Genomic DNA, 26,568 nt, shown 5'->3' with positions numbered 1-26,568 from the left:
CCTATGAAAAACTTACTTCCTGCTCTATTACTAGTCGCTTTTGCATCCTGCGGAGAAAAAGACAGTTCAGAAAAATCAGACTCTGAGAATATCCTTGAAAACCTGACTTTATCCGTTGATACAGTGATGGTGGATGTAGGCGATGAGCTTTTTAATCCTGGTGCTTATTATGTAAGAGATTTAAATCCAGACCAATCCAAGGCATACTTTCTCTATATGGAAAATGAAATCCATGAAATAGATTTTGAGAACATGAAGCTTTTGAATCGCTTTGTATTTCAAGAGGATGGGCCAGACGCAATTCCAAAATACCCTAATAGCTTTCAAATATTACCGGTTAATGAGGTGTTTTTGGGAGGATATGCTCACACTGGGGTTTTTAAACTTTCAGGGGAAAATGTAGCTAACTACAAAGTAAGACCAGAGAATTTAGAGGGCATTCCCGATGATGCGGGGTATTCACTCACGAACTCGCTATTTATCAGTCCAGATAAAACCACGATGGTCAGCCTTCCTAGTATTTTTGGGGAACCTATAGAAGGGCTTGCAGTGATCAATACTGCCGACATGAGCGCAAAGATCCTAGAATTACCTGCCTTAGAAATAACCAACAACTTTCAACTTGTATTTAGGGAGGGAAATGGGGCTACTGCTATTGGTGACTTTGATAGAATTCACTACCTGAATAATCAATTTATCATTTACAGTGGAGCTACATCAGCTATTTACAGCTATGATTGGACATCAGACTCACTCCGATTACTTAATTTTCCCCACAAACTAGTCCCTGTATCAAAGACCGGAGAGCTTTCTAAATCGGTGGATTCCAGAGAAAGTCTGATGTCCGAAAGAAAAAACCTAAAGAAGCAGATCACTTTTGGTAATCTTTTTTGGGACAAAGAAAAAGAGATGTATTTCAGATTTGCAGACATGGATGCCCGATACAATGCAGAAGAAAGGCAAATTGGCAGTGATGTCTATCTATTTTCTTATGACAAAAATTGGAATTTGACCGGAGAAAAACTGGTAAAAGAATTAGACTACCAACCCTATTCTGCTTTTATGAAAGATGGTAAGTTCTACATACCCACAGTTCAAGGAGAAAACCCTGCCTTTATTGTTTACAGCATTGATTTTTAACCAAACTATGAAAAAACTACTACCTGCCCTATTCCTTATCGCCTTTGCTTCCTGTAATGAAAAAGGTAGTTCCGAAAAAACTGAATCCGACAATATCCTCGATAATCTAACCTATTCAGTAGATACAGTCATGGTGGATTCCAAAGAAAAACTTTTTGAATTAAGTAGGGGTCCTCGCTCTTCTTCGGTTTCTGAGGATGGTAAGTACCTTTTTCTATTCAATTCGAAATTCAGACAGATCCAGCAGATTAATTTGGATAAACTGGAATGGGAAAAGGACATCGACTTTGAAGTCGAAGGACCAAATGGAATTAGTGATGTCGTTTCATCTACCCAAACACTCGGGGAAGGGAAATTCCTGATCAATTCTTATCGGAACATGGGAATTTTCGATGAAGAAGGAGTTAAGCTCAAAGATTACTCTATGTCTTCCCTTCCCATTACTTCGGAGTTGGAGGAGCTGGACAATGTTGTTATCCTTTCCAAAGATCAAAGAAGCCTCTTTTCACTTCCAGGGATTCGGTATTATGAACCCCGAACTTTAGCAAAAATTGATTTGCAGACTTTTGAAGTCACCAATTTCCCCATCAAAGAAATGGATTGGGTTTTTGACTTGAAGATTGGTAACTCTACCCATTATGCATATGCTGAAGACATGTACCTGAAGGAGCTCAACGACCAAATTTTAGTTTTGTCACCGTCCAGCAGTGCATTTTATCGCTATGATTTGGAGACTGATTCCTTGACCTATCATTCCTTTGTTCATCAGCTCAGCCCAGTAGCAAATGATATCAAGTTGAAAAACATTGTAGAAACAGATGATGAGTATCGGGAAGAGTTGATCCGGTATTTTATGGGGATAAATTTTGGATCGCTCATGTGGGATAAAACCCGCTCCATCTATTTCCGAATCGGAATAAAACCAACCCAAATGGATGGTCCATTCCAAATAAAGTCAAGCCAGGTGTTTCTGTATGTGTATGATCGAGAATTCAATTTGATTGGAGAAACCCGATTAGAAGGTTTATCAAATGTTCCGCAAATGCCTTTTTTCAAGGACGGCAAACTCTACTCCTATGTCAATGTCGAAGATGAGCTGGGCTTTGCAGTATTCACTTTTGATTTTTAACTCCAATATCATGAAAAATCTATCTATTTTATTTTTGATTGCAATCTTTTTTTCTTGTTCTGAGAAACAAGAAAGTTCCTCTACCTCTAATATTTTTGAAGATCTAACCTTCTCCGTAGATACAGTAGTACTGGATTCCGGAGAGGATATTTTCAATTTGGGAATGGGAATCCGATCCTTGGATTTATCTCCAGACAAAGAGTTCTTGTATTATTTTGAAAACATGCCCCCCAAACTCCTGAAAGTTGATTTGAACAATAAAAACTTGGTCAGCAAAACGGAATTTGAAGCAGAAGGTCCCAATGGGATTGGGAGTTTTGTAGGAAAAATTGAAGTAGGAACGGATGGTAAGCTCGTATTATTAGGAAATGGAGGTTTTGGAATTTATGACCAAAGTGGAACAAAGATCGAGGACCTAAAAATCAAGCCTAAGGGGATAGATGCAAATTTGGCCGGGAATCACTTCAGCTTATACGGCAATAGTCTTTATGATTGGGAAAACGAAAAAATCTATTCTTGGCCTTTGGAAAGAGGGTCAGAACCATTGGGATTTATAAGCATAGATTTGAAGTCTGATTCCGCCAAAATATTTGAAACTCCAGAAATGGAAATTGTCGAAAAATACTCCATTACCCTCGAAGAAAATGGATCATTCAGGGTATCTCCCCAAGAAGTATTTCTGACTCGGCATGAGGATAAAATCCTTATTTCATGCTCAGCGATGGGAGATTTTTATGAATTCGATCCTAAAACTGAAGAGACAAGGTTTATAAAAATCGATCATCATGTGATTCCAAATCGACTGACTGGGGAAATAGAGAATAAGCCAGGTTCTGTAGAAAGTTTTATGAGTGAAATGGCGAAAGTGAATTCTCAGATTAATTATCAAAAGCTGAATTGGGACCCGAAAAGGAAAATATTTTTAAGACTTGCTCAAAAGGTATTTATGCCTAAAACCCCTGAAGAAAAATATACCTACGAATATTTTCTTCTAGCCTATGACAGGGATTTAAATCTTATGGGAGAGACAAAGCTCGAATTGACAGATAGAATTGATTACAATGCTTTCTTCAAAGACGGCAAGCTCTGGTCTTATGTCAATGTAGAAGATGATCTGGGGTTCGCAGTATTCACTTTTAATTTTTAAACAACTATGAGAAACACATTTCTACTTATTCTACTCTTAATTATTTGTCTTTCCTGCAGCAAACAACCTGATGGATCAACAGAGAGCGAATTTGACTTTTCTTATTCCATCGATACGGTCATGGTAGATCCCGGAGATGGGATTATTTATCTGAAAAGATGGCTAAACACTGCTGCAATGTCGCCAGATAAGAAAATGCTTTTCAACTTCAATCCAGATATCCCTGAGTTTGAAGTCATCGATTTGGAAAACCTGAACCTAGATCGACGAATCAAAATGGAAAAGGAAGGGCCACTAGGTACAGGAGATCCAAGTAGTGTTTTGATTTCTACAGATAGGAAATTCTTTTTTACAAGTTTCGTAGATGTCAGAGAATTCAATGCTCAATTGGATTCTCTGAAGACCTATACTATCCCGAAAGAAAAATTTGAAGGGTTAAACGCTAATGAATCCTTGGATGCTGATTTCCATATTTCTACAGACGGCAAGTTCTTGTTTGTTCCCTATGGACCAGAGGATTTTCAAAAAGCTAAAAATGGATTAGCAATCGTAGAGCTAAGCACTCGAAAATTAAAAAAAGTGCCTTTAGATCTATTTGAACGAAGCAACCAATACGTCCGAACATGGATGGAAAATGGTAATCTCCAATCTCAAACCAGGGAAACACTGAGCTATAACCAGTTGAAGAACAAGCTGATCATCTCATCACACAATTTCAACGAAGCATTCCTTCTCGACCTCACGACTGATTCTTTGTCCCACAAAGTCTTCAACTCTGAACTTACTGCGAACGCTAAAAAAGTAAGTGAAAGGACTACCGTAAATAGCTTTGAAGAAATGATGGAAATAAGAGAGGAAGCCCAAAAGCAAGTTGAATTCGGGAACTTCTTATATGACGACAAAAGTGATAAGGTCTTTAGATTCACCACTGATCTAGACCGAATGATTGGAGATTCGGCTGCGTTCAAAAACGTCATTACCATTTTTGATTCAGACCTGAATCAACTTCATGAAGAAGTGGTGGATTTCAACAGACCCAATTTCTCTTTCTTCAAAGACGGCAAGCTCTGGTCTTATGTCAATGTCGAAGATGAGTTGGGCTTCGCTGTATTTACTTTTGATTTTTGAAACCAACTGATATAAATTCTAACCCCACCAACTACTTATTACAATATCTATCATGAAAAAATTAGTGATAATTTTCCTCTTTATTATTCTCGCTTCCTGCTCGGAAAAAACTGATTCCGATTCTACTAATTCAACGGAGCTAGGCTTTTCTGTAGAAATAGACACCGTCCAAGTCAATCCTGGAGCTGACCATTTTATTCACCTGACGAACAATCTATATACTTCATCCCTTAGCTCTGACAAGAAAACACTTTACAACTTCAATCCCACCGTTCCTGAATTGGAAGTAATTGACCTGGATGATTTAACCCATAAAGAAGTCATTAAACTCGAAAATGAAGGGCCTACCGGGATAGGGGCTGCAAATTCATATATGCCTATGATGGATGTCTCCGACAGTGGCGAACTCTTCCTGAATACCTGGAGCTACATGATCAAACTCAATGCAGCACGAGATGAGATGAGCAGGTATTGGTTTACGCCAGATTCATTGAAGGGAGATGCTCTGTCAGAACTGGAAATAATTTATCCTGAAGGATTTATGTCAGATAATAAGGATTTCTACTTTGGCGCTTACGGTGCACAAGATAATAGCGTAAAAAGTGGGCTGGCAATGATCAATCTGAATTCTATGGAATTGAAAAAGGTCCCACTGGATATTTTTGAAAGAATCGAAAAATTTGAAATAGTATTTAGTAGCAATGGGAATAGTAATATTTCCGCTACAGAGACAGTTTTATTTGTACCATTTGAGGAAAAAATCCTGATATCTACCAGTACTTATAATGAGATCTATGTAGTGAACATTTCAGATGGCACAGTAGAGAAAAAGTCTTTTCACTCTGAGCTTACAGATGATGCCAAGAAAGGTAATTATCAGAAAACTGCAGGCTCACGGAGAGAGCTAATGGATCTCGTTTTGGAAAAGGTGAAGGAGGTGAATTTTCTCAAGTTCCATTACGATGATCAGAATGAGAAATTCTGGAGATTCAGTACAACTCTGGATCGCATGATTGGCGATTCAGCTACCTACAATATTGTGCTAACTATTTTTGACCAAAATCTCACGCAGCTGCACGAGGAAAAAGTGGACTATTCTGAAATGGGTTCGCTTACTTTCTTCAAAGACGGCTCGCTTTATTCTTACATTAATCTGGAAGACGAACTTGGCTTCGTCCGAATCAAACCCACTTATGAATAAAATCAAACTATTTACTCCGATTATTCTGGCAGTTTTAGCCAGTTGCGGCACTAAAGACGGTGCTGAAAATACGGAGGCTACATCCATTGATTTCTCCTACACCATTGACACGGTTCGAGTCGATGCGGGGGATGGTTTTGTCCATTTAAACTGGGAATTGTTTACTTCAGATCTTTCTGCTGATGAAAAGTATTTCTACAATTTCAAAAATGGCGGAAACCCGATAGGCTTGGAAGTTATAGATCTGGAGAATCTGAACCTAGAACGGATCATTCCTATGAGCTTGGAAGGACCCAATGCTATTCAATATCAATACATCTCCCAAGTTTATATGGTGCCTGATAATACTTTTTATGTATCTGATAATTACGAATTTTACCATTTTGATCAAGAAGGAAACAAGCTATCAACCCTAAACTATGCTAAGCAGGATTTTGAAGGAGAGAAACTGACTGAAGGAAAAAAAATACAATTTGGTGAGACAGTGTCCAAAGATGGGAAACTGCTTGTAAAGCTTTTTGGTGGTGAAAAAATACTTGATTCTGCAGAAGGGGTAGCAATATTTGACTTAGAAAACAGAGCTGTAAAATACAAACCCTTGGATGTATCTAAAGATTTGGATAAGTATCAATCAGCGCTCTATTATAATGGAGATCAACCCATGAATATCATACTAGCAAGTATCCATCTACAATTGAGAAATGACACCTTGCTATATTCCAATACTGCTCAAAACAAGATTTTCTTTTACAATTTCATAACAGACACTCTTTCATCTAAAAGTTTTTCTAGCAAATACACAAGTAAAGAAGCTGCCGGAAACTATCAAAAACGGACAGATTCAGAAGAAGAGTTTAGCGAAATCATGAAAGAGTATGAAAAAGAAGTTAGCTATGGCCACTTCTTTTTTGATAAGCATAACGACGTCTATTGGCGCTTTGCCAAGGAAATGGATCATATGAAAGGAGACACAATCCAGTACAAAACCGTCCTAACTGCCTTTGATCCAGAGTTCAATCAACTACACGAAGAACTGCTGCCTTCAGACTTCGTGCTTCCCTACAAGTACTTCGCCCGAAAGGGGATGATTTATACCTTTTTGAATATCGAGGATGAACTGGCCTTTGTAAGGCTTAAACCAAATTTTAAACATGACTAAATACCTATACTTACTGTTGGCAATAGCTTTTATAAGCTGCTCTTCAGAAAGGAAATCCGAGGCAGAAAACAATGATGATTTTAAGTTCTCCTACACCGTGGATACCGTGCTGGTAGATGCTGGGGAGCATTTCTTTTTTCTCAACGAGGATTTGGAATTAGCTGATGTTTCCCCTGACAGGAAACTGCTCTATAATCTAAATCCAAATACGTTCCTGCTGGAGATTGTGGACTTGGATGATCTCAAGTTAAAAAAGACAATTCAGTTAGAAAAAGAAGGTCCTGATGGTGTGGGAAGTGAATATTATCAAAAAATTCAGGTCTTGGAGAATGGCAACATCAGTTTGTTTGGTCAGTTTAAAATCAACATTGTCACTGAGCAGGGTAAGCTTGTTAAAACCATAGAACTTGATCAAATCAAAATTCAAAATTTCGATCAAAAAGAGGAAGAGAAAATTGGATGGACCAGCGTACTTTCTGATGACGGCAAACTACTCGCGAGCACACTAGTCAACTTTGATTACAAAACACCAGCAAAAGGAATCGTAGTGATTGAGTTAGAGACTGACTCGATTAAGTACATTCCTTTGAAACTATTTGAAGAGCTTAAGCAATTTGAAATCATGTTTCAAGAGGGAAATGCACCTGGTATTATTTCCGGGGAATCTACTTACCTGAGATTCATTGACAATAGTCTGATTATCTCCTCATCGGCTTATAACGATGTGTATCGCTATAATACCAGCTCTGACAGCCTTTCTCACTACAGTTTTAAAGCAAGCCTTACTGACAACGAAAAAATTCGAAATTCCCCTAACGAAGTGCACTCAAGTAAAGAGTGGACTGATGCTGAGAAGGCAAAAAGCGAACAAGTTTCTTTTAAAGAGTTCTTGAAATTGCCTGAGCAAAATATTTTTTGGAGAGTGAGTACCGACAAAGACCGTATGATTGTGGATTCTGTTGTTTTCAAGCAGGTCGCCACTTTTTTTGATGCTGATTTTAAGATGCTCAACGAGCAAGAATTAGAGAATTTCCATAGTTTCAGAAAGCCATTCTTCAAAGATGGGATGCTTTACAGCTTTATTAATATCGAGGATGAACTTGCCTTCGTGCGCCTAAAACCAATAATTTCCCATGAATAAATACCTATACGCACTAATCGCAATTGTTTTGGTAAGCTGCTCTTCAGAGAAGAAATCAGACGCTATAGAAGCTAAAAACTTCACCTTTTCCTACGAATTGGATACCGTTTACATTGATTCAAAAGGGGTACTGTTTTTCCTAAATAATGGGCTGATGGGAACAAGTTTATCTCCTGACTCCAATAAACTCTACCTATTCAACCGGCCTTTTTCCAGGCTGGACATCGTTGACCTAGATAAACTCGAGTACTCCGATTCTTTGGCATTAGAGCCAGAGGGCCCAAATGGAATAGGTCAGATGGGAATAGGAGATATAAATGTTACGGATTCTGGAGACTATTATTTCACGGTCTATCGAGAGATAAAGGGATTTGACCCTTCCGGAAATCTCAAAAGAGAAATCAAATGGACTACGGATGAAGAGATCTTAAGTCAATTGGAAAATGGTGTATTGGAATTTAGAAATGATAAAATTTCGCCCGATGGCTCCACTTATTATGGTATATACACTGCCTCGAATATTCCTGAAAAGCCACAGCAAGATGGTTTGGCCATCATGGATTTGAATACCAAAAAGCTGAAAATGGTGGATTTACCCACCTTAAAAAAGCTTACCGAATTTAAGCTTCTCCTTGAACAAAATGGAGGTATTATCATAGCAGGTGATCAATCCTATCTTATATTAAATGACTCAAAAATCCTGATTTCTAACGGAGTTATGAACGGTATATCAGTCTATGATTTGGAGCTGGATTCTTTAAGAGAGTACTCCTATGAAACTGAATTATTGCCTGCAGAAAAGCCAGGGAATTATCCTCGGAAAGTGGGAACTATGGAAGAATTCAATTCGGCTATGGGAGAAAAAAACAAGGAACCTATGTACGGGGAGATTCACTTCGATCCTACAACTGGCTACTATTATCGTGTGAGCTTTTTGAAAGAAGCTAAACCTGATGGAAAAGTAGAGAGGAAAGGCGTCCTGACGATTTTTGATCAAGATCTGAATTTGATCCATGAAGAAATGGGAGATTTCGGAATTTCCTTTATGCGTAATGGAAGTTTCTACCGATTTATCAACATCGATGACGAGATGGCTTTTGAAATATTGACACCAAAATATGACTATGAATAAATGCAACTACCTATTTCTTGGCGTACTACTTTTTAGCTGCTCTTCAAAGAAGGAATCTCAGGAAGGAAATGAAAAAGCCTTTGATTTCACCTACACGGTCGATACGGTGATGGTGGATGCTGGGGATCACTTCTTTTTCCTCAACTGGGGTTTGAGTTTATCTGATGTTTCCAAAGACCGGAAATACCTTTATAATCTTAATCCTCAAGACTTACTTTTAGAAGTGGTAGACTTGGATAATCTGAAATTCAAAGAAGCAATAAAGTTGGAAAAAGAAGGCCCAAATGGTGTGGGAGGAGGTTATATCTCCTCGATGCAAGTTCTGGATAATGGAAACATTATGCTTTATGATTTTAATACAATTTTCGAAATAACTCCCAAAGGCGAATTAGTTGAAAAGTTTGATTTTGACTCCAAGAATTTAAATGGATATGATCTAGGCGAAATGAGCAGGCTAAGTCATCGTGGCTTATTTACTGGTGATGGGAAAACTTATGCAGCACCAATTTCCGGGAATAGTTATCCGGTTTCTTCTAAGGGATTAGGAATTTTAGATAAAGTAACAAAAGAACTACAATTCGTTCCGCTGGATATGTTTGCCGACTTGGACAAATTTCAGATTGCATTAGAAATGGAAGGAGGAGGAACTATGTCTACTGGTGAAAGTTTCTTTTCACAGTTTGTAGAAAACCAATTGTTTATCAGCAATTCTGCATTCAATGAAGTCTACGTTTATGACATTGAAATTGACAGTTTGCGCCACCATACATTCAATTCCCAACTCACAGAAAATGCGCGAATTCTTAATTTCCCAACCAACGTAACTACTAGAGAGGCATTATTCGATGCATCAGGAGAAAAGAATAAACAAATACAATTTGGCCCATTCATTTCTGATCCTGCAAAAAGCCTTTATTGGAGATTTAGTAGTGAAGGGAAAGATAATGGTGATGACACGTTCTCAAATGATTATTACCTCACATTTTTTGATTTAGAATTCAATATGCTTGAAGAGCTAAAAATCGAAAATTTTAGAAGCATGCCAGAAGCATTTTTTAAAGATGGGATGCTATACACCTTTCTCAACATAGATGACGAGCTCGCCTTTGTCAGACTAATACCAAAATTCGAAGTATAGTAACTTCTGAATACTATGAACATTCGAAATAAGTTGGCTTTATGGATTTTTGATTCTAATTTTTAGAAAATGAAGCCAACCTGTGCCCTAGTTCTTTTTCTATTGTTTATCTCCTGTGGAGAAAAAGCTGTGGAAGTACAGTTGCCAGTAGCCAATGTTTCCCCCTACTTTAATTATGTGTTAGACACAGTACACATCGATGCCGGCGAAGACAGGATCTATCTGGACATGGATCTTAATATGTCTGACTATGCTGTGAATGAGGGACGTCTCTATAACCTGACCCCAGAATCCGGTCGTGTAGAGGTGATCAATATGGATAGCCTGAAGCTTGATAGTGTGATCCACTACCAAGTCAATGGACCAAATAGTGTGAAGCAATACTTCCCTTTCGGGATCAAGAAAACTCTCCTTGGAGACACCTATTTCAAAGAATACCGTGTGATCCACAAGCTTAATTCCTCCGGAAAGAAAATAGGCTCATATGAACTCATTAACCGGGAGTTATCTGGAGATCGCCTTCCCTTCGATACAGAAATAGATGGGCTCGGCGAGATCTCCACAGATGGGTCCTATCTGGCGAGCTTCTATGGCAACTTCAAAATTGGAGGAAATGTATTGGGGATTGCGAAAGTAAATCTAGTGGACAGATCTCTAAAGCTTATTCCCATCGACTTTTGGGATCAATTGAAGGAATATACCATCACGGTAGATTACGATATTGGTAGGAGAAACAGCTCTCCGGAATTGAAGTTTTTGCTGCTGAATGGTCCAGATATCATTCTTTCCACATCAGCGAGTAACGAACTCTGGTATTATGTAGCTGAAAATGACACAGTAATTCATAAGGAATTTCATAGTAGAATCACTTCCGACAAGAAATCTGGAAATTACCGCAAGGATATTACCAACCAGCCCCTATATATGTACTGGGTCAAGCGTAAAAATGATGAAGTAGTATTTGGCCCTTTAGTCAAAGACCATGCTGCACAACGATTCTACCGGTATAGCCGCGAGCTGGACAAAAGCGACCCACAGAAGCCTAGGTACGTATATGTCTTAACTGTTTTTGATGAAAAACTTGATCAAATCCACGAACAAAAGCTTGAAAACAGCATCCCGATTATGGGCAAATACTTTGAGGGAAAGACCTTTGTACATAATGGTTCGATTTATTCATTTTTGAAAAAAGAAAAAGAGCTGGCTTTTATCCGTCTAAAACCAAGCTTCGAAAATGACTAGCAGCGATGTTTGTGCTGTCGTCCCGCCAATACTTGTGCTGTCTATCCGCCGATGTTTGTGTCTCACAAACATCAATATTCCGATCCATGAAAAACTTCTTAGAATAAGGTCTCAGAATCCCGTTTGTGGGACTCGATCAAATCCGGCGACAAGTAAAAACTGATACAAAAATGAATAGATATATAATCCTCCTTCTAGGAATAGCACTTTTAAGCTGTAATCCAGAGAAAAACAGCACACAAACTACATCATATGATTTCTCATATTCAGTAGACACCATTCAGATCGATGCGGGAAATCATTTGTTTTTTGCAGGCTATGGACTTCAACAACCTAGACTTTCCCCTGATGAGCATTTTCTTTATTTCTATGACAATTTAGCCCATGCTATAGAAAAGGTAGACTTGGTTAATAAGGAGTATGTGTCGACCATTGACATGGACAAAGAGGGGCCGAAAGGAATACCAATGCCTCAGGACTATGTGCCTGCAGCCGATCAAACAGTTTTTTTTGTTGTACCCAGAAACTTCGTAAAACTGGATGAAAACGGGGGTCTAATCTACTTTTCAGATAAACTTGATAACCTGTTTGATGTTCCTGATGAAAAAAAGTTCTTCCAATCCTTACGCATTTCTCCTAATCAAAACTACCTGTTTGGAATGACCAGTACTTTCGAGCAAGAGCAAATGCTTGGCTGGATTGATTTGAATGACTCAATCTACCATGAAGTCGTCTTAGACAGCATGAAGTATAGAGATGATTTAGTTGTCCTTATAAATGGAGGGGAATACAATAGTCTGATAGATGCGGTCTATTTGAATGGAGAAATCACCGTGTTTCATGGAGATGGAATTGATTTATACACCCTTGATCCAAAAACTGAGGCGTGGATATTTCATGATTATAGCCTTAAGTCGGTAGAGAAAAGAAAGCCAGGGAACTATCCAAAAAATGTCGAAACAGGTAGTGAAAGCTTTAAACTAATGTTTAATCAGCGAGGGAAAGAAATCAACTTTCGATCACTTGTCTATGATGCTAGCAATAAGCGTTACTATAGGGTTGCCAGTAAATGGACAGAAAGTCAAGACGTCAAAGATATTCCATATCAGTATTTATTCATTTTTGATGAAGATCTAAAGCTTATTCATGAGGAAGATCTATCAAATTTTCAGGGGAAAATTTTCGATTATTTCGTCAGCAATGGGAAATTGTGGGTACACAATCGCGAAACCGAAGAACTCGAGTTTTTCGTGTTTGATTTCGATTTGAAAGAATTGTGAAATCCTTCAGCCCACGTTTGTTCTGTCATTCCGCCGATGTTTGTGAGACACAAACATCAAAGTTCGATTCAAAGGAAATGTGATCTCGAAGCGATAAACCCAAGTTCTTTTACAATTCTCTGAACGTTCGCCTCATTTGACTGTTTTCTGAGTAATGACAAAATTAAAGCAACAACTAACCCTGTTTCAGCGGATTGAACGGCTTCATCCATACGAAACGCTCCTCTATTTGGGAATGATCGGGAGTGGGTTGATATTTTTGTTCCTGACTTTTGCTTTTCTCTTTTCCTCCCGAAATCTCCTTGCTGGAATGCATCAGACGGTACCCATTGCCTTTCTGATTTCCACTTTTTTATTGGTTGTGAGTGGGTTTTCGGCTACATCCATCAGAATTGCTTACCAGGAAGAAAACACGGGAAAACTACTTAGCTCACTTCGAAATACGGTTGTGCTAGGATTGGCATTTACTGTCTTGCAGGTAATCGGATGGTATGAATTGCAGTCCAAAGGCATAGAATTCACAGGCATTCCAAGCGGAAGTTTTTTATACGTCCTGAGTGGCATTCATATTTTCCACCTCGTGGGAGCGATGATTTTTGCGCTGATTTTGTATTTCCAGCTCGACAAAAGCAGAAAGGATGAAATTCAAAAGTTAATCCTTCACACCAATCCATTTGAAAAAATGCGGGTTCGTTTATTTACCTTTTACTGGCATTTTATGGATGGGATTTGGCTGATTCTATTTCTCATATTTGTCATTAGCTTTTGAAAAAATGAAAATCAATCTAGCCACTAAGGTTAAGCAAGACTATTTATCCGTTAAAAACGGCTTTGATGAAACGCTTTTCACTAAGCTAAGCCCTCCCTTCCCACCTGTGAAACTAGCGAGATTCGACGGTTCAGAGGTTGGAGATATTGTTTCATTGGAATTGAATTTCTTACTGTTTAAGCAAAAATGGACCAGTGAAATCAGTGAGACTCAAACTACCGAGACAGAATACTACTTTGTGGATATTGGAACAAAACTTCCTTTTTTCCTTAAAAAATGGCGACACAAACATAGAATAATCAAAGAGAGAAATAATTCGATAATCCGAGATGAAATCGAGTTTTCAGCACCTTTTGGATTGGCTACCTTGCTTTTGTTTCCGGTTATTTATTTACAGTTTTTATACCGAAAACCTATCTACAAGAAGATTTTCGCTTAGATCACCTCTAGATTCTCACAGTTATCTATCTCACAATCCCCATACAGTACGAGTGAGTGGCTTTTGATGGATGATCTGAAAGACCTGCCTATTTCCTCTTTTATCTCGTTGATTTTGGGATCAGAAAATTCCCTGATTTTTCGGCATTGATTGCATACATGATGGTCATGATGCTTGTAGGTCAATGCTTGCTCGTAGAGTGCTACTTTGTCTTTGAACTGGTGCTTTACCGCCAGCCCACTTTCTACCAATAAGTCTAGCGTATTATAAATAGTAGCCCGGCTAATAGTATAACCCTTATTTCTCATGCTGAGAAATAGTCCTTCCACATCCATATGCTCATCTTCCGGAAGAGAGTATAATTCATCTATTACTGAAAATCTCTCGGGGGTTTTCCTACTTCCTTGCTTTGTGAGGAAATTCTCGAAGATTTTTTTAGCCTTTTCTATCAGGGCCTTGTCTGCCATGGGATTGAAATAATTTAAAATAAAGATGAGTCATTCTCCATTTTTTGACAAACATGATTGACCAAACTCAGTAATTTGGTTTCAATCTAATTAAAACTAAACCTTTTTAATCCGTAAACAGAATAGATGAAACTGATAGTTTTTGTAAGAATCCTTATAATTTTCATAAATCAGAGTAACTTATTTGAAGCATCAGTGTTTTAAATAATCTATGAATAAACGCATTTTCTCTTTTCTGGTTTTTCTCCTCACTGCGCCGATTCTATGCACGGCCCAGGTTCCTGGGTTTTTCATGAAAGAAGATAAGCGTAAGGTCAACATTCCCTTTATTGCTTCTAATAGTTTGATCATTATTCCAGTTTCGATCAATGGAAATACTCCCATCAATTTCCTGGTAGATACGGGAGTGCGTTCTAATATTATGTTTAGCAAACCCCTTGGTGATGCTTTGGGGCTAGAATATACACGGCGAATAAAGCTGGTGGGAGCAGATGGAAGTGATGACTTAATGGCATCCGTATCTCCTATCAATCACTTTGATTTAGGGCCTGTTGAAGGCATATTTCAAAGCTTAGTGGTGCTGGAGCGGGAATTTCTAGAACTCGAATCCGTCATCGGAGTCCCAATCTATGGGATTTTAGGCTATGAATTTTTCAAGTTTAATCCTATAAAAATCAATTATGACCAAGGGAGAATAGTCTTTTATAAGTCTAATGCCCTAAAGTGGAAACCTCTATTATACAGAAAACTGGAAATGACCATAGAAGATAATAAACCCTATATCTATGCTAAAGTGAGGCAAAAAGATGGCACATTCATCTATCCTAAGCTACTTATCGATACTGGGGCAAATCATGGATTATTGCTGAACCGTGAGACTTCCGATGCCATTACCATGCCTCCACTTTTTATCGAATCAGCCCTAGGGCAAAGCCTTGGGGGCGTTTTGTACGGCTACGTAGGTCGTGTTGACTATATGACATTTGCTAACTTCAAATTGGATGAGGTGCTTACTTCCTACCCTGAGGAAACGCCTTTCAGCTACGTTATTAAAGATTCTGGCCGTTTTGGGAGTTTGGGAGCAGAGGTACTGGGGAGGTCCAAACTTATTTTTGATTATCCCAGAAATCGCTTGTGGGTGCGCAAGGCACAAAATTTTTATGCACCCTTTGAATTCGACATGAGTGGAATGTCGCTTAAAAAGATTCCCAATGATGATAACCGGATCTATGTCTCTGACATTCGGGTAGGATCTCCGGCGGATCGTGTTGGGATAAAAGCTTTCGACGAAATACTTTCGATAAACAAAGTCCCTACTTTCATTTGGGATCTTGGAGAGATCAACAAGCTATTGAGATCGGAGCCAGGAAAGGAAATAGTGCTAGAAGTGCGTCGCTATGAGGGAGATGATCTCACTAAATACAAAGACCACACATTCACCTTTACCCTTAGGAAGCAGATTTAACTGCTTTTTGGATTGAATTAAGATAAAAACGGTAATTTTGAGCGAATCAAAGAAGAAAAGAATCAAACCTCTTTTTCTCATACACGTGAGTAATCTAGCCATTAAAATCAATAATAAAACATGAAATCGAGCAGGACTGAAGCGTCACGCGGAGGGATTATTATTCTCCAGGCGAGATTCCATGTGACCATTAAAAAACAAATTATAACCACATGAAAAAATTCTTAATTCCTATTGGAATCCTTCTGGTGCTCGGTATTTTTATTTATACCAAGGCAGTTGGGACTTATAACAGTTTTGTGCAAACAGAAGAAGTGATCAACGGCCAATGGGCAGAGGTAGAGACACAATATCAACGTAGATCTGACTTGATTCCCAACTTGGTCAATACAGTAAAAGGCTATGCCGAATTTGAACAGGAGACCTTGACCGGCGTGATTGAAGCACGTGCAAAGGCTACCTCAGTAAATGTGGATGCCTCAAATCTTTCACCTGAAAAACTTGCCGAATTCCAAGGTGCTCAAGATCAACTAGGCGGTGCTTTAAGTAGATTATTGGTAAGCGTAGAGCGCTATCCAGAACTAAAGGCAAATCAAAATTTCTTAGAACTCCAAGCTCAGCTGGAGGGCACAGAAAATAGAATCGCTGTAGCCAGACGTAATTTCAATCAGTCCGTTCAGGATTACAATTCAAATCTCCGCACTTTCCCGAACAACATCTTTGCGGGTTGGTACGGATTTGAGCAGAAAGGCTACTTCGAGGCATCCGCAGGATCCGAAAATGCGCCTTCAGTTCAGTTTTAACACAATATCATCATGGCTGAGAAATTATTCTCAAAAGCTGACCGGGAAGCTATAGTCAAAGCGATTTGGTCGGCTGAAATTTCCACCTCTGGAGAAATCCAAGTTCACATAGAAAGTCACTGCAAGGGCGCGGTTCTCGATCGAGCTGTGAAGGTGTTTGACACCCTCAAAATGCATCAAACTAAAGATCGGAATGGCGTATTATTCTACCTTGCCGTAATCGATAAGCGCTTTGCGATTTTAGGAGACCAAGGCATCAATGAAGTAGTTCCGGAGGATTTCTGGGAACAAATAAAAGAACATATGACCGGCTTATTTAAGCAAGGTCAATTTACACAAGGTCTGATCGACGGTATTCACATGGCCGGCGAGCAACTTGGAGCGCATTTCCCGTATCAGGGTGATTCAGACATAAACGAACTTCCTGATGAGATTTCTTTTGGATCATAAGATCCGTCCCCTTTTATTCCTTTTATTACTTTTCACACTTAGCCTTCAGGCTCAGGACTTCCCTTCTGCGCCAAATCCACCAAAGCTGGTGAATGATTTCACCAATACGCTTTCATCGGCAGAAATGGCGCAGTTGGAAAACAAATTGGTTGCTTACAACGACAGCACTTCCACACAGATAGCCATCGTGATGATGCGATCTGTAGGTCAATACGATATTTCTGACTATGCTTTTCGACTTGGCCAGGCATGGGGTATTGGCGGAGGAGACAATGACAATGGCATCTTGATTCTAGCTGCAATGGACGATCGCAAGGTTTTTATTGCGACCGGCTATGGCATGGAAGGCGCGGTTCCTGATGCATTGGCAAAACGTATAGTGGAGAACCTGATTCTTCCCAATTTCCGAAAGGAAGCCTATTTCGAAGGGCTGAATGGGGCGACGGATATGATTTTTAAGCTCGCATCAGGAGAATACACTGCCGAGGACATAGAGTCAAAGGGTAATAGTGGTGGAGCAATCTTTATGGTTCTGTTCTTCATATTCCTCTTTGTTGTTCTTCCTCTTTTGAAAAATAGAAATGACAATAATAACCACATGGGTGGCAGAGGCGGAGGAGTGGGTCTCTGGACTACGATCATGCTGGCAGGAATGCTTGGTGGCGGAGGCCGGTCATCCGGCGGCTTCGGCGGTGGTGGATTTGGTGGCGGCAGCGGAGGAGGCGGCGGATTCGGTGGCTTCGGAGGCGGTGGCTTCGGGGGTGGCGGAGCTGGTGGCGGCTGGTAAATGAGTTGGAAGCCAGGTGACCGAAGACCGAAGAGGCCTTAAACACTAGGTCAAATAACCCCTTTTTTTTCGTTAGGAGATGAATAAAGCAGCTAACACATGGAGTTGCTTTCTCATAAATGAATTGGTTTCATTAAGAGTTGCCTTATGAAGATACGAACGACGTCTTAAAAATTAAAAACGCTTTGATTAGCGTTTTTTTTTGCGCCAAAAATACCAGAGCTTCATTGATAGAAGCAAATAAAGCTACTAAAAGCCAAGTCTAGTAAATAAATACGTAGAAAAGTAAGTATTTATACGTAATTTTTTATAAGTTTAGCCAAGATTCCCCAACAAAATGATTTCAGTTTCTGAAGCTTTAGATTTAATTAAAACTCACACAGACCAGCTACCTGAGGTAAAAATACCTCTCAAAGATGCCTATGGATGTTTTCTGGTAGAAGATATTTTAGCTCCGATCAGCCTGCCTTCTTTCCGGCAATCAGCAATGGATGGATATGCTTTTCGAAGTGGAAAAATCAATGAGCTGGAAGTCATCGGGGAATGCAAAGCAGGAGATGCACTAGAGTTTGCGCTTGGTGAAAATCAGGCCATACGCATCTTCACTGGAGCTCGCGTGCCAGATCAAGCTGATACAGTTATCATGCAGGAACACGTGGAAGTGAAAGGCAGTAAAATAGCCATTCAGAATATGCCGGAAAGGCGCACGAATGTGCGCGAAATTGGCGAGCAAGTGCAGGCTGGTGATCATGTATTGCCTGCCGGGACAAAGATCAATGAATCCGTAATTGGTTTTTTGGCCGGTTTTGGGATCATGGAGGTTTTAGTCTTTAACAAACCCAAAATCACGCTTATCGTAACCGGCAATGAGCTACAGGAGGCAGGAAGTCACCTGAAGCCCGGATGCATTTACGAAAGCAATGCAGTTATGCTGGAGTCTGCGCTGAAGTCAAGAGGATTTGACTCAGTTCGGATTCTAAAGGTTGCGGATGATTTGGAAGCAACCAAAAAAACAATTGCCCTAGGACTGGAAAGTGATCTATTGCTGCTCTCCGGGGGTATTTCTGTAGGGGATTACGACTTCGTCAATGAGGCGTTAAAAGCAAATGATGTCCAAGAGATTTTCTACAAAGTGAATCAAAAGCCAGGCAAACCGCTTTGGTTTGGTAAGAGGGAAAAGACGCTGGTTTTTGCCTTACCTGGAAATCCTGCCTCTTCCCTTACCTGCTTTCTGATTTACGCACTTTCAGCGCTGAAAATCATGTCTGGCAACACCGCTTTCAACTTAGATTTACAAACAGGAATATTGAAGCATCGCACGCATAATAAATCTGGGAAGACCGTTTTTCTTTTGGGAACAGAAAAAAATGGAGAAATTGAAATTTTCGAAAAGCAAGCTTCCAGTATGCTTATTTCTTATGCTTTGGGAAATGCATTAGTGATGATTCCTGAGGATAGAGAGATACTAGAAGCAGGCGAGTCCGTGTACTTCCTGCCAATAAATAGAAATTAGGATGATCGATTTTCATGACCCGGTTTTTATAGTAATCTTCTCCGCAATATTGGCGGTGGTGGCATTTATGTATGCCAGTGTAGGGCACGGTGGCGCCAGTGGCTATCTCGCCATGATGGCTTTGGCGGGAGTTCCGCTGCTGGTAATGAAGCCTACAGCTTTGATTTTGAATGTTTTCGTAGCAGGGATTTCCTTCGTATTCTTCCGGCAAGCCAAGCATTTTCGCTGGAACCTCTTTTATCCTTTTGCCATTACATCGATCCCAGCAGCTTTTGCCGGAGGCATGATCACCGTCAATGCAACACTCTATAAACAGATTCTTGGCGTGTTTCTTCTGATTGCCATCCTGAGAATCTTGGGTGTATTCGGCAAAACTAGTACAGATCAAAATGAACCGGTGAAAACTACTTTAGCCTTGTTGATTGGTTTGGGAATAGGGTTTTTCTCAGGAATGATCGGTATAGGAGGTGGCATTATTCTCAGTCCGGTGATTTTATTGCTACGTTGGGGAAATTTGAAGGAAGCAGCGGCAGTGTCCGCCTTATTTATCTGGGTCAATTCCCTTTCCGGAGCCTTGGGCTTTGTACTGGGTGGAGGTGAAATCCCTATAGAAGCCAGTTATCTCATTCCCGCTGCAGTCGTCGGTGGGACATTTGGTGCAATTTACGGTAGTAAAAAGTTCTCCAATGTAACTTTGAAATACATTCTTTCCATTGTGCTATTCATTGCATTTATAAAATTGATGACAATTTAGCCCATGGAAAAATCAACAGAAATAGCTGCTTATATACTCTGTGGAGGGAAAAGTGTCCGGATGCAAACGGAAAAAGGCTTGGTTCTGTACAGAGGCAAACCCTTTATCCGTTGGATAATTGAGGCCATTATGCCGATTACTTCCAATATTATTTTGGTTACCAGCAACGGAGACTACAATTTGGTAGGCTTGCCAATGATAGAAGATGTTTTTGCAGATAAGGGCCCTGTTGGCGGAATTTATACAGCATTGAGTCATAGCAAATCACATCGAAATCTAATCCTCAGCTGTGATGTGCCAAAGATCAACGTGGAATTACTTAGAATGCTGACAATGGAATCAGAGGAAAAAGAATCCTTAGTAACCTTTCTCAGCGATGGAAAGAATGATTATCCACTGATAGGTGTTTATAGAAAAGAATCCTTGGAAGCTTTCGCTGATGCCATTGCAGCAAATAAATTGAAACTTTGCCCGCTCGTGAATATGATCTCACATGACAAAATCAAAATTAATTCTACCCAAAAATCACTCGTTCAGAATATCAATAGCAAAGCCGAATTACTTTCACTCAACTTACTAGATCAATGAAATCGAGCATGACGAAAGCGACACACAGAGGGATGTTTATTGACCATGCGAGATTCTCCCGAATCCATCCCGATAACAATCGGGACGGGACAGGCTATGTGGCCTTTAAAAAATAAATTGTAAACAAATGAAAACCATCACAGGAAAATCCCCAAAAGTCACCCTTCTAGGTGCCGGGCCAGGCGATCCGGAGCTGCTTACTCTTAAAGGGGTGAAAGCCTTAAATAACGCGGACGTTGTGCTCTATGATTCCCTGGTTAATGAGGATATTCTCAAGCATGCAAACCGGGCTTTGTTAGTTTTCGTGGGAAAAAGAAAAGGAAAGCACAGTCATACTCAGGAACAGATTAATGAGCTGATCGTGGACTATGCAAATGAATTTGGACATGTGGTACGTGTAAAAGGCGGAGACCCATTTGTTTTTGGCAGGGGAAAAGAAGAAGAAATGTATGCTTTGGCGCATGGAGTAGAAGTTGAAGTAATCCCGGGAATTTCGTCCAGTGTTGCCGTTCCGGCCTCGGTGGGAATTCCTGTAACTAGCCGAGGCATTGCAGAGAGTTTTTGGGTAATCACAGGAACGACTAGTGACCGAGAGCTTTCTAAAGATCTCTCTTTGGCAGCTCAATCATCAGCAACAGTTGTGGTGTTGATGGGAATGGCCAAACTAAAGGAGATCACTGAAATTTATTCTTCTTTTGGAAAGCATGATTTGCCAATAGCTATCATCCAGAATGGTACCAAAATGGAGCAAAAGGAGGTTGTTGGCACAATTCAAAATATCGTGGATATCAGCCAGAGTCAAGGAATTGGCACTCCTGCAGTCATTGTTATTGGCGAGGTGGTGCATCTGGCAAGAGTGAAAAAGCAACTCAAGGAAGACTGGGTCTTGGAGGACGAGTTTATTTTCCAAAACCTTAATACCTTGCCGTTTAGTAATTAATTCGAGCTATCTGTATTAAATTAAAGCTATGATTACAGTAAACTATTTCGGAAATATCGCAGAAGCAGTGCAAAGTGACTCTGAAACACTAGACCACAAATCAATGGGTTTGGCAGAGTTGCTAGACATGCTGGATTCAAAATATGCAATTAGACAATACCCTTTCCAAGTAGCTGTGAATCGAAAAATCGTCTCAAAGCAACAGCCTTTGAATATTTCAGAATCGGACGAAGTTGCTCTACTTCCACCATTTGCAGGGGGTTGATATGGAAAGATTCCAGCGACAACTCATCCTTCCGGGAATCGGAACTTCGGGCCAGCATAAGCTAATAGCAAGTAGCGTGTTGGTCGTAGGTGCAGGTGGTTTGGGCTGTGCAGTTTTACCTTATTTGGTTGCTGCCGGAATAGGGAAAATCGGAATTGTGGACGGGGATCACGTGGAGGAAAGCAATCTTCATCGGCAAATTTTATATACTGAGAGTTCGATAGGAAAACTGAAAGTAGAAGTAGCCAAGCAAGCGCTTCAGCGAATGAATTCTACTACTCAGATTGAGATAGTTTCTGAGTTTTTGTCGGAAGACAATGTGGATAACTTGGTTCAAAGGTATGATTTGATCATCGATGCCACTGATAACCTAGAAGTTCGATACCTATTGGATTTAGCTTGCGGTAGTTTTAAGAAGCCTATGATCTATGGGTCTATCTACAGATTTCAGGGACAAGTTTCGGTTTTCAATTATAATGGAGGACCTTCATACATCAGCCTTTTTCCCAAAGAAGACAAGGTAATTTTGAACTGTGAAGAAGCTGGCGTCTTAGGAACAACAGTGGGGATTATCGGCATGCTTCAGGCAAACGAAGCACTTAAAATTATCCTGGGAATCGGAGAGGTGCTTTCAGGTCAACTCCTGATTTATAATTCGCTAACGAATGATCAGCAAATTTTCCAATTTGCCGATCAGCACTTAGAATCTTCGTCCACAACAACGATTGAAAAAGTTGATTTGATAACTCCTGAACCGGCTTTTTCGCAAAAAGGGATTCTTATTGATGTGAGAGAAGTTGGCGAGCAACCCGAGATTCCTTCCGGTTTTTGTCTTAAAATCCCACTTTCAGAATTAGAAAGTAGATTGGGAGAATTGGATAAAGGCAGCGAAATCGCCCTGTTTTGCCAGGCTGGCGGAAGAGCGATAAAAGCAGGAAGGTTGTTGAAAAAAGCAGGTTTCTCTGAAGTAAAATCCATCCGGGGTGGGGCAAAAGACATTTTGAAATTGATAGAACATGAAATGAGCAAGACAACTTAATTTACCATAGGAACGGTGAATTAGTCTAGTGTGAATTCCATCCTGTTTCCTTCATCATGGAACAAGTTGTGACTTTTAAAAAAAATAATAATCGCATGAAAAAAGTATTTCTTGAAGGAGCAATTTCTCCTGAATATATAGCTGATTCTATTGCGAAGCATCAAAGCAAGCATAGCATCGGCGCACATAATATTTTCCTAGGTCAAGTTCGTGCAGATGAGGTGGATGATCAAAAAGTCATTGCTATAGAATACACCGCCTATGAGGAAATGGCCAATGAAAAACTGCATGAAATCCGTGAGTCGGCTTTCGGGAAATTCGATTTGACTTGCCTACATATTTACCATAGTTTGGGTACAGTGAAGGTTGGAGAAATATGCATTTTTGTCTTTGTCTCCTCCAAGCGAAGAAAGCAAGTATATGAAGCCACTGAATGGCTAGTCAATCAAGTAAAAGAGCATGTTCCGATTTTCGGAAAGGAAATCCTTGACAATGCTGAGCATCAGTGGAAAGTAAATAGTTGAAGGAAATTAGTAAATCCGCAAAAAGCTCCAGTAAAAGACTAAAAGCGACTTATTAAAGGGTATACATTAGCTCACTGTAACTTCGGTCACCCGTCTTCGGTCTTCCAGCCAGGTAGACAAGGAAAATATGGAAACAGGCATGATTTCAGATAATCAGATAAATAAATGGTAGATATTACACATAAAGTCACTACGCTTCGCACTGCAAAAGCACAGGCGATTGTCCATGTCAGTTCTGCTGAAACTATCGCAGCAGTGGTGGAAAATCGAGTTCCAAAAGGAAATGTGTTTGAGATGGCGAAAGTTGCAGGGCTTTTCGCAGTGAAAAATACACATATCACCATTCCTGATTGTCATCCTCTTCCAGTAGAATATACCGCAGTAGAATATGAGATAGACGGGCTGGAGATCAAGATTTATATTACGGTGAAAACAGTCTATAAAACCGGCGTGGAAGTGGAAGCAATGCACGGTGCATCGGTGATAGCACTTACAATGTATGACATGCTTAAGCCTATAGATAAGGGAATTACCATTCGTGAAATCGGTTTGGTGCTGAAAACTGGAGGTAAATCCAGCTTTAAAGATATAAAGCCAACTAAAATTCAGGCGGCGGTTGTAGTTTGCTCGGACTCCATTTCCAAGGAGATAAAAGAAGATCGTGCAGGAAAAGCAATTGTGGATAAGTTGAAGTTACATGGAGTGGAAGTGAGCTCATATGAAGTCATCCCAGATGAATTGGAACTGATACGGGCACGGGCTTTTGAACTTACCGAGAAACATCAATTGGTAATTTTCACAGGAGGAACAGGTCTTTCTCAACGGGACGTAACACCTGAGGCATTGGAGCCAATTTTGGAACGGAGAATGCCGGGTGTAGAGGAAGCGATCCGAAGCTATGGACAGAAGATCATGCCCTTCGCGATGCTTTCCAGATCTGTGGCAGGCACGATAGGTGATAGCATAGTCTTGGCATTACCAGGATCTACCAATGGAGCAAAGGAATCAATGGATGCAGTTTTCCCGCATTTATTGCATGTATTTAAAATATTAAAAGGAGCGAATCATGACCCAATCGGCTAAAAGTCAAGAACTAAAAGACACCTTTGGACGGATTCACAATTACTTGAGGATCTCCCTGATAGAGAAGTGCAATCTACGCTGCAACTATTGCATGCCTGCTGATGGAATTCCACTAAGCCCGAAGGCTTCGCTAATGAGCGCTGAGGAAATATTGGAATTTGCTAGGATTTTTGTGGGCCTGGGAGTGAATAAAATCCGACTTACAGGTGGAGAACCTCTGCTTCGAAAAGACATTGGGGATATCCTCGAAGGGCTCTCTAAACTCCCAGTAGATCTATCACTGACAACCAATGGTTTGCTGATCGACAGGCATGTGGATAACTTCAAGAAATTGGGTGTTAAAAATATCAATTTCAGTTTGGACACCTTGCGAGAAGATCGATTTTTTGAGATTACGAGAAGAACAGGTTTCCAGAAAACACTCGATAATTTCCGACTTTTGCACGATGAGGGCTTCAATCTCAAGATCAACACTGTTTTGGTAAAAGGAACCAATGAGGATGAATTGGTTGATCTGGTGAATCTGACTAAAGACTTCAACGTATCGGTGCGCTTTATAGAATTTATGCCCTTTGACGGCAATCGCTGGGACAGATCTAAGATGGTTTCTGAGAAGGAAGTATTGGGACAACTTGGATCTCACTTTGGAACGGAGCGAATTTCATCTCTACCAAACGAGGACAATTTTACTGCTCGAAAATTCAAAATAGAAGGCTACCGAGGTGATTTCGGAATCATCTCTTCGGTAACCAATCCTTTCTGCGGAACCTGCAACCGAATCCGACTAACTGCAAATGGTCGAATTAAAAACTGTCTTTTTTCCAATCAGGAAAGTGATTTGCTTTCCGCTATGCGGGCAGGTGAAGATGTGGAAACCTTGATTTTGGAATCTATCCTCAAGAAAAAAGCCGTTCGTGCCGGCATGGACAGTATGGAGAAATTATCAGACCCTGCTTTGCATTCTGATAATCGGAGTATGATTGCGATTGGAGGGTGATGGTTTACTACTTAAGGCTCGTATCTCTGTCCATGGCCTGTGTCCTCATAGGACATTATGGAGACATATTCCGGTCTGTGAAGACACAGACGAGGGTGATTGAAAGAGTCCTACAAATCCTTTATTCAAGAGAAGCTATTTGATGGTTTTACATTAGAGTCCACATCCTCCGGTACAAAAAGGAGACTTTACAGTTGCTGAATAATCCCGTACGAATCCTATTCTTTTGTTTTTGTTGACTGCATTTAACATACCTATTGCAAAACTACCTTTAAATCCATCGTTACAGTTGACATCACAGCTAATGCTTAGCAACCGATTATTTTCATCAAACTCTAAAGCCTTGTAATCAACTGAAATTCCAAGCTTCTGTAACTCGTTTTTGACTCTAACAAGGCTGTCAAGAGTTAAGCTATTTGTAAAAACAGTCTCGATTCTCTTAATTGATTCATCTGCATTTAATTCAACTAAAAGGCTGTTGCCATTCTTGATGTTATTAGATTGTGCCTCTGTGTTTAAAACGATCACAAATAATAATCCTACGGTCAATAAAGAAATTGACAAAATTGAAATTTTTTTCATCGCGCTAGTTTTTAAATTAAATAAGTCTTTCAAATGCCATAAGAAACTATGGCTATCCGAATATGAAATTTGATTTTCAATTTTGACATCATAACCGAAATTAGAACTGTCAAAAAACTCAAACCCTAGAGTTTCAGAAATGAGTTTATAGAGGTGTCCATATAATTGCATATATTTATACTGTTAAAAATGCAAGAAATGGATATTTTTCGAGGTCAGGAGATTATAGAGTTCAGTCAACGCTTCCACAGCGAGTTGGATTGCAA

28 protein-coding genes are annotated in these 26,568 nt (G+C 39.9%); 26 read left to right on the top strand and 2 right to left on the bottom strand.

Going from position 1 to position 26,568, the window contains the following annotated elements; translation table 11 throughout:
- Positions 1-3 precede the first annotated feature (3 nt).
- The 13 genes from U3A58_RS03100 (at position 4) to U3A58_RS03040 (ending at position 14,045) form a co-directional block, all read left to right on the top strand.
- A complete protein-coding gene (locus U3A58_RS03100; protein WP_323821925.1) occupies positions 4-1,140 on the top strand; it encodes a DUF4221 family protein in 1,137 nt (378 codons plus the stop codon).
- A 7-nt stretch (positions 1,141-1,147) separates the two neighbouring features.
- Positions 1,148-2,269, top strand: a complete 1,122-nt coding sequence (locus U3A58_RS03095; protein WP_323821924.1) for a DUF4221 family protein — start codon at positions 1,148-1,150, stop codon at positions 2,267-2,269.
- A 10-nt stretch (positions 2,270-2,279) separates the two neighbouring features.
- Positions 2,280-3,416: a DUF4221 family protein gene (locus U3A58_RS03090; protein WP_323821923.1), complete on the top strand. Its 1,137-nt coding sequence runs from the start codon at positions 2,280-2,282 to the stop codon at positions 3,414-3,416.
- A 6-nt stretch (positions 3,417-3,422) separates the two neighbouring features.
- Complete coding sequence (locus U3A58_RS03085) at positions 3,423-4,544, top strand: DUF4221 family protein (protein ID WP_323821922.1); 1,122 nt, start codon at positions 3,423-3,425, stop codon at positions 4,542-4,544.
- Between the two features lie 52 nt (positions 4,545-4,596).
- Complete coding sequence (locus U3A58_RS03080; RefSeq protein ID WP_323821921.1) at positions 4,597-5,745, top strand: DUF4221 family protein; 1,149 nt, start codon at positions 4,597-4,599, stop codon at positions 5,743-5,745.
- Positions 5,738-6,904 carry a DUF4221 family protein gene (locus U3A58_RS03075; protein ID WP_323821920.1) on the top strand — a complete coding sequence of 389 codons (1,167 nt, stop codon included), beginning with the start codon at positions 5,738-5,740 and terminating at the stop codon, positions 6,902-6,904. Before U3A58_RS03080 ends, U3A58_RS03075 begins: the two co-directional genes overlap by 8 nt.
- A complete protein-coding gene (locus U3A58_RS03070) occupies positions 6,897-8,045 on the top strand; it encodes a DUF4221 family protein (RefSeq protein WP_323821919.1) in 1,149 nt (382 codons plus the stop codon). The genes U3A58_RS03075 and U3A58_RS03070 overlap by 8 nt, the downstream gene beginning before the upstream one ends.
- A complete protein-coding gene (locus U3A58_RS03065) occupies positions 8,038-9,177 on the top strand; it encodes a DUF4221 family protein (RefSeq protein WP_323821918.1) in 1,140 nt (379 codons plus the stop codon). The genes U3A58_RS03070 and U3A58_RS03065 overlap by 8 nt, the downstream gene beginning before the upstream one ends.
- Complete coding sequence (locus U3A58_RS03060; protein WP_323821917.1) at positions 9,170-10,315, top strand: DUF4221 family protein; 1,146 nt, start codon at positions 9,170-9,172, stop codon at positions 10,313-10,315. Before U3A58_RS03065 ends, U3A58_RS03060 begins: the two co-directional genes overlap by 8 nt.
- A gap of 69 nt (positions 10,316-10,384) precedes the next feature.
- Positions 10,385-11,557, top strand: coding sequence for a DUF4221 family protein (locus U3A58_RS03055; RefSeq protein ID WP_323821916.1), 1,173 nt, complete (start codon positions 10,385-10,387; stop codon positions 11,555-11,557).
- Positions 11,558-11,727: 170 nt separating this feature from the next.
- Positions 11,728-12,837, top strand: coding sequence for a DUF4221 family protein (locus U3A58_RS03050; protein ID WP_323821915.1), 1,110 nt, complete (start codon positions 11,728-11,730; stop codon positions 12,835-12,837).
- Between the two features lie 154 nt (positions 12,838-12,991).
- Positions 12,992-13,606 (top strand): cytochrome c oxidase subunit 3, encoded by a 615-nt coding sequence (locus U3A58_RS03045; protein WP_323821914.1) that lies wholly within the window; start codon positions 12,992-12,994, stop codon positions 13,604-13,606.
- A 4-nt stretch (positions 13,607-13,610) separates the two neighbouring features.
- On the top strand, positions 13,611-14,045 hold the full coding sequence (locus tag U3A58_RS03040; RefSeq protein WP_323821913.1) for an SRPBCC family protein: 435 nt from the start codon (positions 13,611-13,613) through the stop codon (positions 14,043-14,045).
- On the opposite strand, the gene U3A58_RS03035 is transcribed toward U3A58_RS03040, so the two are convergent.
- The gene (locus U3A58_RS03035) at positions 14,042-14,512 is read right to left on the bottom strand and encodes a Fur family transcriptional regulator (RefSeq protein WP_323821911.1); all 471 of its coding nucleotides are present in this window, start codon (positions 14,510-14,512) and stop codon (positions 14,042-14,044) included. The two genes, U3A58_RS03040 and U3A58_RS03035, sit on opposite strands and share 4 nt — an antisense overlap.
- A 211-nt stretch (positions 14,513-14,723) precedes the next feature.
- Between U3A58_RS03035 and U3A58_RS03030 the strand changes: the two genes are divergently transcribed.
- From U3A58_RS03030 to moaA, 13 genes are all read left to right on the top strand, one after another.
- The gene (locus tag U3A58_RS03030; protein ID WP_323821910.1) at positions 14,724-15,977 is read left to right on the top strand and encodes an aspartyl protease family protein; all 1,254 of its coding nucleotides are present in this window, start codon (positions 14,724-14,726) and stop codon (positions 15,975-15,977) included.
- A 212-nt stretch (positions 15,978-16,189) separates the two neighbouring features.
- A complete protein-coding gene (locus U3A58_RS03025) occupies positions 16,190-16,780 on the top strand; it encodes a LemA family protein (RefSeq protein WP_323821909.1) in 591 nt (196 codons plus the stop codon).
- Between the two features lie 12 nt (positions 16,781-16,792).
- Positions 16,793-17,230 carry a TPM domain-containing protein gene (locus U3A58_RS03020; RefSeq protein ID WP_323821908.1) on the top strand — a complete coding sequence of 146 codons (438 nt, stop codon included), beginning with the start codon at positions 16,793-16,795 and terminating at the stop codon, positions 17,228-17,230.
- Positions 17,208-18,017, top strand: a complete 810-nt coding sequence (locus tag U3A58_RS03015) for a TPM domain-containing protein (protein WP_323821907.1) — start codon at positions 17,208-17,210, stop codon at positions 18,015-18,017. The genes U3A58_RS03020 and U3A58_RS03015 overlap by 23 nt, the downstream gene beginning before the upstream one ends.
- Positions 18,018-18,354: 337 nt before the next feature.
- On the top strand, positions 18,355-19,530 hold the full coding sequence (locus tag U3A58_RS03010; RefSeq protein WP_323821906.1) for a molybdopterin molybdotransferase MoeA: 1,176 nt from the start codon (positions 18,355-18,357) through the stop codon (positions 19,528-19,530).
- A 1-nt stretch (position 19,531) separates the two neighbouring features.
- Complete coding sequence (locus U3A58_RS03005; protein ID WP_323821905.1) at positions 19,532-20,284, top strand: sulfite exporter TauE/SafE family protein; 753 nt, start codon at positions 19,532-19,534, stop codon at positions 20,282-20,284.
- Between the two features lie 3 nt (positions 20,285-20,287).
- Entirely contained in the window at positions 20,288-20,872 is a 585-nt protein-coding gene (mobA, locus tag U3A58_RS03000; RefSeq protein ID WP_323821904.1) for a molybdenum cofactor guanylyltransferase, read from the top strand.
- A 127-nt stretch (positions 20,873-20,999) separates the two neighbouring features.
- Positions 21,000-21,812 (top strand): uroporphyrinogen-III C-methyltransferase, encoded by an 813-nt coding sequence (gene cobA / locus U3A58_RS02995; RefSeq protein ID WP_323821903.1) that lies wholly within the window; start codon positions 21,000-21,002, stop codon positions 21,810-21,812.
- A 28-nt stretch (positions 21,813-21,840) separates the two neighbouring features.
- Positions 21,841-22,077, top strand: coding sequence for a MoaD/ThiS family protein (locus tag U3A58_RS02990; RefSeq protein WP_323821902.1), 237 nt, complete (start codon positions 21,841-21,843; stop codon positions 22,075-22,077).
- A gap of 1 nt (position 22,078) precedes the next feature.
- Complete coding sequence (locus U3A58_RS02985; RefSeq protein ID WP_323821901.1) at positions 22,079-23,116, top strand: HesA/MoeB/ThiF family protein; 1,038 nt, start codon at positions 22,079-22,081, stop codon at positions 23,114-23,116.
- A gap of 95 nt (positions 23,117-23,211) precedes the next feature.
- On the top strand, positions 23,212-23,640 hold the full coding sequence (locus U3A58_RS02980) for a molybdenum cofactor biosynthesis protein MoaE (protein ID WP_323821900.1): 429 nt from the start codon (positions 23,212-23,214) through the stop codon (positions 23,638-23,640).
- A gap of 165 nt (positions 23,641-23,805) precedes the next feature.
- The gene (gene moaCB, locus U3A58_RS02975) at positions 23,806-24,723 is read left to right on the top strand and encodes a bifunctional molybdenum cofactor biosynthesis protein MoaC/MoaB (protein WP_323821899.1); all 918 of its coding nucleotides are present in this window, start codon (positions 23,806-23,808) and stop codon (positions 24,721-24,723) included.
- Positions 24,707-25,720, top strand: a complete 1,014-nt coding sequence (gene moaA / locus U3A58_RS02970; protein WP_323821898.1) for a GTP 3',8-cyclase MoaA — start codon at positions 24,707-24,709, stop codon at positions 25,718-25,720. The genes moaCB and moaA overlap by 17 nt, the downstream gene beginning before the upstream one ends.
- Positions 25,721-25,873: 153 nt before the next feature.
- Here the strand turns inward: moaA and U3A58_RS02965 are convergent, their stop codons facing one another.
- Positions 25,874-26,473, bottom strand: a complete 600-nt coding sequence (locus U3A58_RS02965; protein ID WP_323821897.1) for a hypothetical protein — start codon at positions 26,471-26,473, stop codon at positions 25,874-25,876.
- Positions 26,474-26,568 lie beyond the last annotated feature (95 nt).

The sequence above is a fragment of the Algoriphagus persicinus genome, assembly GCF_035156415.1.
Lineage (GTDB): Bacteria > Bacteroidota > Bacteroidia > Cytophagales > Cyclobacteriaceae > Algoriphagus > Algoriphagus persicinus.
This window is presented reverse-complemented; position numbering and strand designations above follow the sequence as displayed.